Below are 13225 nucleotides of genomic sequence, written 5' to 3'. Positions count from 1 at the left end.
GGTCACCTCACCAGCGTGCCGGTGCGCCGGATGCGGCGCTGAAGTTGCAGGATGCCGTACAGCAGCGCCTCGGCGGTCGGCGGGCAGCCGGGGACATAGATGTCCACGGGCACGATCCGGTCGCAGCCGCGCACCACGGAATAGCTGTAATGGTAATAGCCGCCGCCATTGGCGCAGCTGCCCATGCTGATGACGTAACGCGGCTCGGGCATCTGGTCATAGACCTTGCGCAGCGCCGGGGCCATCTTGTTGGTCAGCGTACCGGCGACGATCATCAGGTCCGACTGGCGCGGAGAGGCGCGCGGCGCCGTCCCGAACCGTTCCAGGTCATAGCGCGGCATCGAGGTCTGCATCATCTCGACCGCGCAGCAGGCCAGACCGAAGGTCATCCAGTGCAGCGAGCCGTTGCGCGCCCAGTTGATGATGTCTTCGGTCGTCGTCAGCAGGAAGCCCTTGTCCTGCAGTTCCGCGTTCAGGGCCTTGGTCGCGTATTCGCGATCGGGTCCGGCGGTGTTCGCCCCTGCCATCACGCCCATTCCAAGGCTCCTTTCTTCCACTCGTAGGCAAAGCCCACGGTCAGCACGCCCAGGAACACCATCATCGACCAGAATGCGGTCTCGCTGATCCCCTGGAAGCTGACAGCCCAGGGGAACAGGAACGCGACCTCGAGGTCGAAGATGATGAACAGGATCGACACCAGATAGAATCGCACGTCGAATTTCATCCGCGCATCATCGAACGGGTTGAAGCCCGATTCATAGGCGCTGACCTTTTCGGGGTCGGGGTTGCGCACGGCGATGACGAACGCGGAGAGCAGCAGGATCAGCGCAAGGGCCGATGCCATCGCCGCGAAGACCAGGACGGGCAGATAATCCTGCGTAATGTTTTGCACGGGTGACGATCCCCTTGTCGGTCGCGGGGATCACGGCTGACCCCGCGACGGGTTGGCTGAGTGCGGTTTAGACCCGTGACCGTCCGGGGTCAACGGGCGCGGGGGACCGAAAGCGCGGCGAATTGTTGCAATGGCCTGTGGATCAGTCGCGGATTTCGCCCGCGTCCACGCCCCAGATCGTCGACTTGGGCACCCAGCCCCGCTGACCGCCGCCCGATACGCGGCACCATTCGGGTTCGCATTCGTTCAGCCGCAGGATGGCCCCGGCCTCGGCCCGCGCCACGATGTCGGCATCGACATGCGGCCGGCCGCGCAGCTCCAGCATGTCCTGGGTGACCAGGGCGGTGCGGACCCCCGACAGCAGCGCATAGTGGATCCAGCCGCCTGCCCCGTCCTTGTCCTCGACCCGGCGCCAATGGCCGAATTCGGCGACGACGCGCAGCGGCATGCCCGCGTGCCGAAACACCCAGTCGATGCGGTGCGACAGGCTGGGGCCGCGGCGGGCATTGCCCTCGTTTCCCTTCAGGCTGACATAGCGGGGCAGCGGCAGATTGGTCACCGGACCCCGCTGTTCGGCCATGCCCTGGCTTTGTTGCGGTTCGCTTTGGGCCATCGCCTGCGGGGCGGCAGCCCCCATCATCGCCACAAGCGCAAGTGCCACCCTTGCGCCCGTCCTGCCTGGCCGTGCCGTCATGCGTTGTCCGTTCCTGTCCTGTGCGGGGCGCCGACGCCCCTTCTGGGGTCTTGTGCCTGCCCCTCAACGCGGGCAGTTTGCCAAAAGCGTCCGCCGATGGGAAGGGCGTGCCTGCACGCGCCCGATCAAGGCTTTGACACAGTGAGGTGACCATGCCCGCCACCCCCGCAGCCCCCCGCAGCAGATTGCGCGTCGCCGTGACGCGCCGCCTGCCCGAGGCCGTCGAGACCCGCATGTCCGAACTGTTCGACGTGGTCCTGCGCGACGACGACCGCAAGATGACCTCCGATCAGTTGGTGTCGCTGATGCAGGATGCCGACGTGCTGGTGCCCACTGTGACCGACCAGATCACCGCCGCCATGCTGGCCCGCGCGGGCGAACGGCTGAAGCTGATCGCCAATTTCGGCGCCGGCGTGGATCATATCGACGTGCTGTCGGCCCGACAGCGCGGCGTGCTGGTCAGCAACACCCCCGGCGTCGTGACCGAGGATACCGCCGACATGACGCTGGCGCTGATCCTGGCCGTGACGCGCAAGATCCCCGAAGGCCTGGCCGAGATGCAGGCCGGGCGCTGGCAGGGCTGGTCGCCCACCGCCCATCTGGGCGGGCGCGTGGGCGGTCGGCGGCTTGGCATTCTGGGCATGGGCCGCATCGGCCAGGCGGTCGCGCGCCGCGCCAACGCCTTCGGCATGCAGGTTCATTACCACAACAGAAAGCGCCTGCGCCCCGAGATCGAGGAAGCCCTGGGCGCGACCTGGTGGGAAAGCCTGGACCAGATGCTGGCGCGCATGGACATCGTCAGCGTGAACGCCCCGCACACGCCGTCGACCTTTCACCTGCTGAACGCCCGCCGGCTGAAGCTGATGAAGCCGTCCGCCGTGATCGTGAACACATCGCGCGGAGAGGTCATCGACGAGAACGCCCTGACCCGCATGCTGCGCGCCGGAGAGATAGCCGGTGCCGGTCTGGACGTGTTCGAGCATGGGCACGAGATCAACCCCCGCCTGCGCGAGCTGCCCAACGTCGTCCTGCTGCCGCATATGGGGTCGGCCACGGTCGAGGGCCGAGCCGAGATGGGCGAGAAAGTCATCATCAATATCAAGACCTTTGCCGACGGGCATCGCCCGCCCGACTTGGTCGTGCCGTCGATGCTGTGATGACGATGCGGTGGGCCGTGTCGGCCCTGTTCTTCGTGAACGGCTTGCTGGTGGGCAGCTGGGCGCCGAAAATTCCGGTGCTGATGGAACGGCTTGGTATCACCGAGGCCAGTGCCGGGGTGATCGTGCTGGGGCTGGGCCTTGGCTCGATCTGCGTGATGCCCCTGTTCGGCGCGATGGTCGCGCGGGCCGGGTCCGCCCGTGCAGTGCGGCTGGCGGCATGGCTGGCGGCGCCGTCGATGATCTGGATCTCGCTTGCGCCGAGCTACTGGGCGGTCGCGGCGACGGTGGTTCTGTTCGGCGGCATGGTCGGCGGCATGGATGTGGCGATGAACGCCAATGCGGTCGCGTGGAACGCGCGCGCGGCCGGGCGATCATGTCGTCCTGTCACGGGTTCTGGAGCCTTGGGGCATTCGCGGGGGCCGCCGCGGGCGGCTGGCTGATCCAGCGATTCGGGGAACTGGCCCATGCCGCAGTCATCACCGCGGTCTTTGCGCTGGTGCTGGTCTGGGCGCTGTCCCGCCTGCTGGAGGACGCACCCGAAGTGGGCGCGCCCAAGGCGCCGCTGCGCCTGCCGCGCAGCCCCCTGCCCTGGCTGATCGGCCTGATGGCGCTGGCGGCGATGATCCCCGAAGGCGCGATCCTGGATTGGGCCGCCGTCTATCTGCAACGCGAGATGGGCGCATCGCTGAGCGTCGCGGGCCTGGGCTTCGCGGCCTGCGCGGGCACGATGGCGGCGATGCGGTTCCTCGGCGACGGGCTGCGGCGGCGGTACGGCGCGGTCACCACGCTGCGCGTCAGTGCCGCCGTGGCGATGGCCGGGCTGGCGCTGGCGGGCATCTCCAGCGCGCCGGGACCTGCGATCGCGGGGTTTGCCTTGGCGGGCATCGGCATCGCGAACATGGTGCCGATCGCCTTTTCGGCGGCGGGGAATGTGCCGGGGCTGGCCGCGGGCATGGGCCTGTCGGTGGTCACGATGATGGGCTATTCCGGCATCCTGCTGGCACCGGGCAGCATCGGTTTCCTGGCCGAGCACTTCAGCCTGGGAAGCATCTATGTCGCGCTGGCGGTGCTGCTGGTCATTCCGCTGGCGCTGTCGCGCCTGGCCGCCACCGCGGATTTCGACGCGCGCAACGGCTGAGCGGGCGTTGCATCCCGGCACCGCGCAACGGGCGCGGTCGCCGGGGCCGGATCGGCCAGTGATTGCTGGCGATGCGGCCGCACGGCGGGTCCACCGGGCAGACACCGCATGTGCACAGGCTGTACACCGCTTGCGGGCGTTGCGCGGCGGGGCGGGCCGGATCAGGGGTATTTGGGCAACGGAGAGGCCCTAGCGGTAGAGCTCGGCCTCGGCCGGGAAGCTGCGGTCGCGGACGGCGGCGGCGTAGGCGGCGATGGCCTGGTCGGCCTGCGGGCCCAGATCGCCGAACTTTCGCACGAAGCGGGGGACGCGCCCCGACAGGCCCAGCATGTCGTCCAGCACCAGGATCTGGCCGTCGCAGCGGGCGGAGGCGCCGATGCCGATGGTGGGCACGCCGATCGCATCGGTGATCTGGTCGGCCAGCGCCTCCATCACGCCTTCGACCACGACGCTGAAGGCGCCGGCATCGGCCACGGCACGGGCGTCGGCCACATGGGCGGGCCAGGTGGCGGGGTCGCGGCCCTGGGTCTTGAAGCCGCCCATCGTGTTCGTGGCCTGCGGCGTCAGGCCGATATGGGCCATGACCGGGATGCCGCGTTCGACCAGAAAGCGGATGGTGGGGGCCATGCGGGCCCCCCCCTCCAGCTTGACGGCGCCGGCGCCGGTGTCGCCCATCACGCGGGCGGCGTTGCGAAAGGCCTGTTCCGGCGATTCCTCGTAACTCCCGAAGGGCATGTCGATCACCACCATGGCGCGGTTCGATCCGCGCATGACGGCCTGGCCGTGCAGGATCATCATCTCCAGCGTGACGCCGATGGTCGAGGGAAGGCCGTGGACCACCATGCCCAGGCTATCGCCCACCAGGATCACGTCGGCATGGGCATCGACCAGCGCCGCCATCGGCGCGGTATAGGCGGTCAGCGCCACGATGGGCACAGCACCCTTGCGGTCGGCGATCTGGGGGACGGTGACGCGGCGGACGGGGGCTTGCGCGGACATGGATCGGCCTTTCAGGAATTGCGCGGGGCCGCGCGGGTCAGGGATGGGCGGTGCGCTGGTCGATCAGCAGCACGTCACCGAAGCGGACGGCCAGCAGGATCGCCACCGGACCGCCGACGACGGCGATGCGCGACAGGTCACCCGCGTCGCGGATGTCGATGGAGCGGATCTCGGCGCGCGGTTCCGAGGAGATGATCGCGCGGATCTGGCGGCGCAGCAGGCTGACGGGCGTGCCCATGCTGACCGAGGCCGCGGGATGGTCCAGCGCGCGGGCCAGCACCGTGGCCGCCGCGCGGTCCTCGGGCGTCAGGCGCTGGTTGCGCGAGGACATGGCCAGGCCGTCGGGTTCGCGCACCGTGGGCACCGGCAGGATGGTCACGGGGATGTCCAGATCGTCGACCATGCGGGTGATCAGGGTCAGCTGCTGATAGTCCTTTTCGCCAAAGGCCGCGGCCTGGGGCTGGACGATGTTGAACAGCTTGGTCACCACGGTCGCCACGCCGCGGAAATGGCCGGGGCGCAGGCGGCCCATCAGGATGCCGCCCAGCTGGGTCACCTGCACATGGGTCTGCGCGCCGGGGCGCCAGATGTCGGAGGCCTGCGGCAGGAACACCGCGTCGCAGCCCGCATCGCGCAGCAGGTCCAGGTCCTGCGCCTCCTGCCGGGGGTATTTGTCCAGATCCTCGTTCGGGCCGAACTGCGCAGGGTTCACGAAGATCGAGGTCACGACCCGGCCACCGCCCTGCCCGTCCAGCCAGTCGCGGGCGCGCGCGACCAGCGTCAGGTGGCCCTGATGCAGCGCGCCCATCGTGGGGACCAGGGCTGTGCGGCCCGCGTCCCGGCGCCAGGCGCGCATGGCGTCGGTGCTGCGGCAGATGTCCATGGTGCCCCCTTGTTGGCGTGGGCCGCAACCTAGCGACGGGGGCGGGTCTGGGCAAGGCTATGTCGTTTTTCGCCCGCAGATGTCGGGGGCCTTTGACGCGGCGTTTCACCGATGGGGCATCACAGTCGAAACGGGTTCAACAGGAGAGCGCGATGACGTCGCATGTGAAGGTTCTGGTCGTGGGCGGGGGCGCGGTCGGATGCGGCATCGCGCTGCATCTGGCGCGCGCGGGCTGGGACACGCTGCTGGTCGAGCGCGACGAGCTGACCGCCGGGTCGACCTGGCATGCGGCGGGGCTGCTGCCCCTGTTCAACATGGGTTACGCGACCAGCCACATCCACGATTATTCGGTCAAGCTGTATGCGGGGCTGGAGGCCGAGACGGGGCTGAACGCGGGCTTTACCCGCTGCGGCAACCTGCGGATGGCGCAGACGGATGCGCGCATGGACGAATACATGCTGTATTCCGCCACCGCCGAGACCATCGGGATCGAGCATCAGTTCCTGACGCCGTCGCAGATCAAGGAGCGCTGGCCGCTGGTGCGCACCGAGGATCTGAAGGGCGCGCTGTTCCACCCGACCGACGGCTATATCAACCCCGCCGACGTGACCCAGGCCATGGCCAAGGGCGCGCGCATGGCCGGCGCCCGGATCGAGCGCAAGATCCAGGTGAACGCCTATCGCTGGACCGGGTCCGAATGGGTCGTGACGGTGGAAAAGATGGTCGATCGCGGCGGCAACCTGATCCCGTCCGGAGAGGTCTATGACATCCATGCCGAACATGTGGTGACCGCGACCGGCAACCATGCGCAGCGCACGGCAGGCCTGCTGGGGATCAAGATCCCCGCCATCCCGGTCGAGCACCAGTTCATCGTGACCGAGCCCGACCCCGCGCTGATGCGCTGGCGCGCCGAGGGGAACCCCGAACATCCGGTCCTGCGCGATGCGGACGCCAAGTGGTATGTCCGCGAGGAGCGCGGCGGCTGGATCCTGGGCCCGTACGAGAAGGGCGCGCCCGCGCGGTTTGAATACGGTGTGCCCGACAGCTTCCGCGCCGACCTGTTCCCCCTGGATCTGGAGCGGATCGAGGAGGAGTACATGGCGATGATCCACCGGATTCCAACGTCGGAGACGGTGGGTCTGAAGGACGATTTCAACGGCCCGATCTGCTATACCCCCGACGGCAACCCGCTGGTCGGACCCGCGCCGGGCCTGCGCAACATGTGGCTGGCCGAGGGGTTCAGCTTTGGCATCACCGCTGCCGGCGGCGTGGGCCATTACCTGGCGCAGATGATGACCCAGGGCGAGGCCGAGATCGACATGGCGAGCTTGGACCCGCGCCGGTTCGGGTCGTGGATGACCACGGAATACGCCGCCCGCAAGAACGAGGAGGCCTATGATCATGTCTTCATCCTGCACCATCCCGACGAGGAACGGCCCGCCTGCCGCCCGCTGCGGACGTCGCCTGCCTATGACCGGCAGGCGGCGCATGGGGCGCAGTTCGGCTGTGTGAACGGATGGGAGCGCCCGAATTACTACGGGCCCGAAGGGTTCGACGACCATGACAGCCGCAGCTTCCGTCGTGGCGGCTGGTGGCAATACGCCAAAGCCGAGGCCGAGGCCGTACGCCAGACGGCGGGGCTGGTCGATGCGACGGCATTCGCCAAGCACACCGTCACCGGGCCGGGGGCGACGGCGTTTCTGGACTGGCTGACCACCAACAAGCTGCCCAAGGTAGGGCGGATCAACCTGACCTATGCGCTGACCGATGCGGGGACCGTGCGGACCGAATACACGATCGTGCGGCGCGGAGAGCAGGATTACTATCTGGTCAGCGCCGGGGCCTGGACCGATTACGACCGCGACAACCTGCTGAAATCGGCGCAGGACTTCATGGCGGACGGGGGCGCATACGTTCATGTGCAGGACGTGACCACGCAATGGGGCGTCTTCGCGCTGGCGGGGCCGGAAAGCCGTGCGATCCTGGCGCGGATGATCCGCGATGCCGAGCCTGCGACCGCGTTGTCGAACAAGCGGTTCCCGTGGCTGTCGATGCGCACCATCGAGCTGGGCATGGTGCCGGTCATGGCCATCCGCGTCGCCTATACCGGCGAGCTGGGATGGGAGCTGCACCACCCGATCGAGATGCAGAACCACCTGTTCGACAAGCTGATCGAAGCCGGAGAACCGTCGGGGATGAAGCTGGTCGGCGCGCGGGCGCAGAACTGGCTGCGCCAGGAGAAGTCGTACCGCGCGTTCGGCACGGAACTGGGCCGCGATGCGACGCCGCTGGAGGCGGGGCTGGACCGGTTCGTCGATCTGGGCAAGGATTTCCGCGGCAAGGCGGCGATGCAGGCCAATGGCATCCGGTCGGCCTGCGTCACGCTGCTGATCAACGGGCCGGCGGATGCCGATCCCTGGGGCCGCGAGGCGCTGTTCCTGGACGGGGTCAAGGTCGGGCGTCTGACCTCGGGCGGGTATTCGGCGCCTTCGGCAAGCAGATCGGCATGGGCTATGTCCGCCCCGACCTGACCGCGCCGGGCACCCGGCTGCAGGTGCGGATGTTCCGCGAGCTGTATGACGCCGTGGTGACCGAGGACAGCCCCCACGACCCGCAGAACGCCCGCATCCGCATCGACGGCTAGCGTGGTTGCGCAGGCGGTCCGGGTGACCGCCTGCGCCATGACTGCCGCGGTCCGACTGTATCCGGGTGACTGTGATCGCCCTGACGGACCGCACGGTGGCGTCGCCGGGGTCACCGGTGGGCATGTCACGTGTGATGCGGTTTGGGCGTTGCGGCGTCCGCAGGTCAATCCGGGCCTGCCGAACGCGCGGACGGATCGGCGCGGGTGCCGGACGACAGCTCGAGCGTTTGCAGTGTCGATGACCATTTATGGACGCATCGCCTGACGCGGCGCTGAAATGACAAAGGCCAGACTCGAAGGTCTGGCCTTTTGTTTTTGGAGCGGGCGAGGCGATTCGAACGCCCGACCCTAACCTTGGCAAGGTTATGCTCTACCCCTGAGCTACGCCCGCACTCCAGTACTTCCGGCGATCCGTTTGACCGTCTCGCCTTCGGTGAGCGGGTATTTACGAAAGCCCGCCGGGGGGTGCAAGAGGAAAAAACGCACCCCCGGCGATTTTCTTTCAAAGCCCCCGCCCTACTCCGCGGCGCGGCTGCGGGCGGGGTTCAGCATGGGGCCCAGATAGCGCCCGGTATGGCTGGCCTCGACCAATGCCACGTCTTCCGGCGTGCCGGTGGCCACGATCACGCCGCCGCCGTCGCCGCCTTCGGGGCCGATGTCGATGATCCAGTCCGCGGTCTTGATGACGTCCAGGTTGTGTTCGATCACGATGACCGAATTGCCCTGATCGACCAGCTCGTGCAGCACCTCCAGCAGCTTGCGCACATCCTCGAAATGCAGACCGGTCGTGGGTTCGTCCAGGATGTACAGCGTGCGGCCGGTGGACCGGCGCGACAGCTCCTTGGACAGCTTGACCCGCTGCGCCTCGCCGCCCGACAGGGTCGTGGCCTGCTGGCCGACCTTGATATAGCCCAGGCCCACCTGCATCAGCGCGTCCATCTTTTCGCGGATGGGCGGCACGGCGCTGAAGAATTCCTGCGCGTCCTCCACGGTCATGTCCAGCACGTCGGCGATGGACTTGCCCTTGAACTGCACCTCCAGCGTCTCGCGGTTATAGCGCTTGCCCTTGCAGGTCTCGCATTCGACATAGACGTCGGGCAGGAAATGCATCTCGATCTTGATGACGCCGTCGCCCTGGCACGCCTCGCAGCGGCCACCCTTGACGTTGAAGCTGAAGCGGCCGGGCTTGTAGCCGCGCGCCTTGGCCTCGGGCAGGCCCGCGAACCAGTCGCGGATGGGGGTGAAGGCGCCGGTATAGGTCGCCGGGTTCGACCGCGGCGTGCGGCCGATGGGGCGCTGGTCGATGTCGATGACCTTGTCCAGATGTTCCAGCCCCCGGATCGTCTCGCAGGGTGCCGGGGTCTGTCGGGCACCGTTCAGGCGCAGGGATGCGGTCTTGAACAGCGTCTCGATGGTCAGGGTCGACTTGCCGCCGCCCGACACGCCCGACACGCAGACGAACCGGCCCAGCGGGAATTCCGCCGTCACGTCCTTGAGGTTGTTGCCGGTCGCCTTGACCACGGTGATCTTCTTGCCGTTGCCCTTGCGGCGGGTCTCGGGGACCTCGATCGCGCGCTTGCCCGACAGGTACTGGCCGGTCAGGCTGTTCGGATCGGCGGCGATTTCCGCAGGCGTGCCCTTGCTGACGACCGTGCCGCCATGCACCCCCGCCCCCGGCCCCATGTCAAAGACATAGTCGGCGTGGCGGATCGCATCCTCGTCATGCTCGACCACCAGGACAGAGTTGCCCTGATCGCGCAGGTTCATCAGCGTGGTCAGCAGGCGGTCGTTGTCGCGCTGGTGCAGACCGATGGAGGGTTCGTCCAGCACATAGAGCACGCCGGTCAGGCCGCTGCCGATCTGGGACGCCAGACGGATGCGCTGGCTTTCGCCGCCCGACAGCGTGCCCGCGGCGCGCGACAGGGTCAGATAGTTCAGGCCGACGTTGACCAGAAAGCCCAGACGCTCGCGGATCTCCTTGAGGATCGCGGCGGCGATCTCGGTCTTCTGTTTCGACAGGTGGTTGGGCGCGTCGGTGACCCAGTCCAGCGCCTCCTGGATCGACAGCTGCACCACGCGGCCCACGTGGTCGCCGGCGATCTTGACCGCCAGGGCCTCGGGCTTAAGGCGGTATCCATTGCAGGCGCCGCAGGGGCGGTTGTTCTGGTACCGCTCGAATTCCTCGCGGACCCAGGCGCTGTCGGTCTCGCGCAGGCGGCGTTCCATGTTGGGAATCACCCCTTCGAAGACGCGGCTGATCTCATACACGCGGCCCGCGTCGTCGAAGCGGAACTTGATCTCGTCCTTGCCCGACCCGCGCAGGAACATCTGCTGGACGTTGTCGGGCAGGTCCTTCCACGCGGTCTTCTTGTCGAAGCCGTAATGCTTGGCCAGCGCGTTGATCGTCTGGGTCAGATAGGCCGATTTGGTCTTGGCCCACGGCACGATGGCGCCCTTGTCCACGGACAGAGCGGCGTCGGGGACCACCAGGCGGTCGTCGAAGAACAGCTCCACCCCAAGGCCGTCGCAGACCGGGCAGGCACCGAAGGGCGCGTTGAAGCTGAACAGGCGCGGCTCGATCTCGGGGATGGTGAAGCCGCTGACGGGGCAGGCGAATTTCTCACTGAAGGTCAGGCGTTCCGGTTCGCCCTCGGACCCCTCCTCCTGCGCCAGTTCCAGATGCGCGATGCCGTCGGCAAGGTTCAGCGCGGTGCGCAGGCTGTCGGCCAGCCGCGTCTCCAGCCCCTCGCGCACGACGATGCGGTCGACGACGATGTCGATGTTGTGGCGGAACTTCTTATCCAGGGTCGGCGCATCGTCCAGGTCGTGGAAGGTGCCGTTGATCTTGACCCGCTGAAAGCCCTGGCGGCGCAGCTCCAGCAGCTCCTTCTTGTACTCACCCTTGCGGTCGCGGACGATGGGGGCCAGCAGATAGGCGCGCGTGCCTTCGGGCAGGGCCATGGTGCGGTCGACCATATCCTGGACCTGCTGCGCCTCGATCGGCAGGCCGGTCGCGGGGGAATATGGCGTGCCGGCGCGCGCGAACAGCAGGCGCAGATAGTCGTAGATTTCCGTGACCGTGCCCACGGTCGAGCGGGGGTTCTTGGAGGTCGTCTTCTGCTCGATGCTGATCGCGGGGGACAGGCCGCTGATATGGTCGACATCGGGCTTGCCCATCATGTCCAGGAACTGGCGCGCATAGGCCGACAGGCTTTCGACATAGCGGCGCTGCCCCTCGGCATAGACCGTGTCGAAGGCCAGGGACGACTTGCCCGACCCCGACAGGCCGGTGATCACCACCAGCTGATCGCGGGGGATGTCCATGTCGACGTTTTTCAGGTTGTGTTCGCGCGCGCCGCGCACCTCGATGAACTTCTGTTCCATGTGTGCCCCTCTGACCGACTGCAACAGATAGGGACGCTTGGGCGGAAAGCAAGTTCCATCTGGGAACGAAGGCGGAACATCGCCCGGATGCGATGTCGCGGGCTGTTATCGCCACCACTTGCGCTGCAACGCGGCACGCGTAGGATGCCGCCATCACATTCAAGGGAGCCCCGGCCATGTTCAAGAAAATCCTGATCGCGAACCGGGGTGAGATTGCCATTCGGGTGATGCGCGCGGCCAACGAGCTGGGCAAGAAGACCGTCGCCGTCTATGCCGAGGAGGACAAGCTGGGCCTGCACCGCTTCAAGGCGGACGAGGCCTATCGCATCGGCGAGGGGCTGGGCCCGGTCGCGGCCTATCTGTCCATCCCCGAGATCATCCGCGTGGCGAAACTGTCGGGCGCGGATGCGATCCATCCGGGATACGGCCTGCTGTCGGAAAACCCCGATTTCGTGGATGCCTGCACCGCGGCGGGCATCACCTTCATCGGCCCGCGCGCCGACACCATGCGCGCACTTGGCGACAAGGCCAGCGCGCGGCGCGTGGCGATCGAGGCGGGCGTGCCGGTCATCCCCGCGACCGAGGTTCTGGGCGAGGATTTCGACGCCATCAAGAAGGAGGCGGCCGAGGTCGGCTATCCGCTGATGCTGAAGGCCAGCTGGGGTGGCGGCGGGCGCGGCATGCGGCCGATCAACAGCGAGGCCGAGTTGGTCGAGAAGGTCCGCGAGGGTCGCCGCGAGGCCGAGGCCGCCTTCGGCAATGGCGAGGGCTATCTGGAAAAGATGATCCTGCGCGCCCGCCATGTCGAGGTGCAGCTATTGGGCGACGCGCATGGGGGTCTCTATCACCTGTATGAGCGCGACTGCACCGTCCAGCGTCGCAACCAGAAGGTCGTGGAACGCGCCCCCGCCCCCTATCTGACCGAGGAACAGCGCGCCGAGGTCTGCGGCTTGGCGCTGAAGATCGGGCAGGCGGTGGGATACCAGAACGCCGGGACCGTCGAATTCCTGATGGATATGGACAACCAGCAGTTCTACTTCATCGAGGTGAACCCCCGCGTCCAGGTCGAGCATACCGTGACCGAGGAGGTCACCGGCATCGACATCGTGCAGTCCCAGATCCGCATCGCGGAGGGAGAGACGCTGGCCGACGCCACCGGCCACGCGACACAAGGCGACATCACCCTGTCGGGCCACGCCCTGCAATGCCGGGTGACGACCGAGGATCCGCAGAACAACTTCATCCCCGATTACGGGCGCATCACCGCCTATCGCTCGGCGACCGGCATGGGCATCCGTCTGGACGGCGGCACGGCCTATTCGGGGGGGGTCATCACGCGATACTATGATTCGCTGCTGGTCAAGGTCACGGCCTGGGCGCAGACGCCCGACCAGGCGATCCGCCGCATGGACCGCGCGCTGCGCGAGTTCC

At 67.5% G+C, this 13225-nt stretch carries 10 protein-coding genes, 1 tRNA gene and 1 pseudogene; 5 read left to right on the top strand and 7 right to left on the bottom strand.

All coding sequences use genetic code 11. The features are described 5' to 3' along the window. Positions 1–2: 2 nt before the first annotated feature. From TY51_RS08850 to TY51_RS08840, 3 genes are all read right to left on the bottom strand, one after another. Entirely contained in the window at positions 3–527 is a 525-nt protein-coding gene (locus TY51_RS08850) for an NADH-quinone oxidoreductase subunit B family protein (protein ID WP_176695081.1), read from the bottom strand. Continuing rightward, positions 527–844 carry an NADH-quinone oxidoreductase subunit A gene (ndhC, locus tag TY51_RS08845; RefSeq protein WP_373960563.1) on the bottom strand — a complete coding sequence of 106 codons (318 nt, stop codon included), beginning with the start codon at positions 842–844 and terminating at the stop codon, positions 527–529. Before ndhC ends, TY51_RS08850 begins: the two co-directional genes overlap by 1 nt. Before the next feature lie 190 nt (positions 845–1034). Further along, positions 1035–1505, bottom strand: coding sequence for an SH3 domain-containing protein (locus TY51_RS08840; protein WP_231558978.1), 471 nt, complete (start codon positions 1503–1505; stop codon positions 1035–1037). A 233-nt stretch (positions 1506–1738) separates the two neighbouring features. Between TY51_RS08840 and TY51_RS08835 the strand changes: the two genes are divergently transcribed. The 3 genes from TY51_RS08835 to TY51_RS08830 are packed head-to-tail and all read left to right on the top strand — an operon-like array spanning position 1739 to position 3884. Further along, complete coding sequence (locus TY51_RS08835) at positions 1739–2743, top strand: D-glycerate dehydrogenase (RefSeq protein WP_042248487.1); 1005 nt, start codon at positions 1739–1741, stop codon at positions 2741–2743. Beyond that, the gene (locus TY51_RS22605; RefSeq protein ID WP_197054701.1) at positions 2743–3186 is read left to right on the top strand and encodes a hypothetical protein; all 444 of its coding nucleotides are present in this window, start codon (positions 2743–2745) and stop codon (positions 3184–3186) included. Before TY51_RS08835 ends, TY51_RS22605 begins: the two co-directional genes overlap by 1 nt. Then, the gene (locus TY51_RS08830) at positions 3093–3884 is read left to right on the top strand and encodes an MFS transporter (protein ID WP_197054700.1); all 792 of its coding nucleotides are present in this window, start codon (positions 3093–3095) and stop codon (positions 3882–3884) included. Before TY51_RS22605 ends, TY51_RS08830 begins: the two co-directional genes overlap by 94 nt. Before the next feature lie 189 nt (positions 3885–4073). On the opposite strand, the gene panB is transcribed toward TY51_RS08830, so the two are convergent. After that, positions 4074–4883 (bottom strand): 3-methyl-2-oxobutanoate hydroxymethyltransferase, encoded by an 810-nt coding sequence (gene panB, locus TY51_RS08825; protein WP_042248485.1) that lies wholly within the window; start codon positions 4881–4883, stop codon positions 4074–4076. 37 nt (positions 4884–4920) lie between these two features. Further along, positions 4921–5766, bottom strand: a complete 846-nt coding sequence (panC, locus tag TY51_RS08820) for a pantoate--beta-alanine ligase (RefSeq protein WP_042248482.1) — start codon at positions 5764–5766, stop codon at positions 4921–4923. A 152-nt stretch (positions 5767–5918) separates the two neighbouring features. On the opposite strand from panC, the pseudogene TY51_RS08815 reads away from it, so the two are divergent. After that, a pseudogene (locus TY51_RS08815) lies at positions 5919–8410 on the top strand (FAD-dependent oxidoreductase). A 316-nt stretch (positions 8411–8726) separates the two neighbouring features. Here TY51_RS08815 and TY51_RS08810 read toward each other — a convergent pair. Together TY51_RS08810 and uvrA are read right to left on the bottom strand one after the other, a co-directional pair. Further along, positions 8727–8801, bottom strand: a tRNA-Gly gene (locus TY51_RS08810). A gap of 125 nt (positions 8802–8926) precedes the next feature. Then, a complete protein-coding gene (gene uvrA, locus TY51_RS08805; protein WP_042248479.1) occupies positions 8927–11794 on the bottom strand; it encodes an excinuclease ABC subunit UvrA in 2868 nt (955 codons plus the stop codon). Between the two features lie 176 nt (positions 11795–11970). Here uvrA and TY51_RS08800 point away from each other — a divergent pair. Then, positions 11971–13225 (top strand): biotin carboxylase N-terminal domain-containing protein (locus tag TY51_RS08800; protein WP_042248476.1); only part of this gene is annotated, 1255 nt, incomplete at its 3' end.

This window comes from Paracoccus sp. PAMC 22219, assembly GCF_000787695.1.
Lineage (GTDB): Bacteria > Pseudomonadota > Alphaproteobacteria > Rhodobacterales > Rhodobacteraceae > Paracoccus.
Note: the sequence above shows the minus strand (reverse complement) of the source record. Positions and strands in the feature narration are given on the sequence as shown.

Excerpts from the sequence above, each read along its gene's own strand:
- TY51_RS08850 (WP_176695081.1), bottom strand. The coding sequence starts at position 527 with ATGGCAGGGGCGAACACCGCCGGACCCGATCGCGAATACGCGACCAAG.
- ndhC (WP_373960563.1), bottom strand. The coding sequence starts at position 844 with ATGGCATCGGCCCTTGCGCTGATCCTGCTGCTCTCCGCGTTCGTCATC.
- TY51_RS08840 (WP_231558978.1), bottom strand. The coding sequence starts at position 1,505 with ATGGCCCAAAGCGAACCGCAACAAAGCCAGGGCATGGCCGAACAGCGG.
- TY51_RS08835 (WP_042248487.1), top strand. The coding sequence starts at position 1,739 with ATGCCCGCCACCCCCGCAGCCCCCCGCAGCAGATTGCGCGTCGCCGTG.
- TY51_RS22605 (WP_197054701.1), top strand. The coding sequence starts at position 2,743 with ATGACGATGCGGTGGGCCGTGTCGGCCCTGTTCTTCGTGAACGGCTTG.
- panB (WP_042248485.1), bottom strand. The coding sequence starts at position 4,883 with ATGTCCGCGCAAGCCCCCGTCCGCCGCGTCACCGTCCCCCAGATCGCC.
- panC (WP_042248482.1), bottom strand. The coding sequence starts at position 5,766 with ATGGACATCTGCCGCAGCACCGACGCCATGCGCGCCTGGCGCCGGGAC.
- uvrA (WP_042248479.1), bottom strand. The coding sequence starts at position 11,794 with ATGGAACAGAAGTTCATCGAGGTGCGCGGCGCGCGCGAACACAACCTG.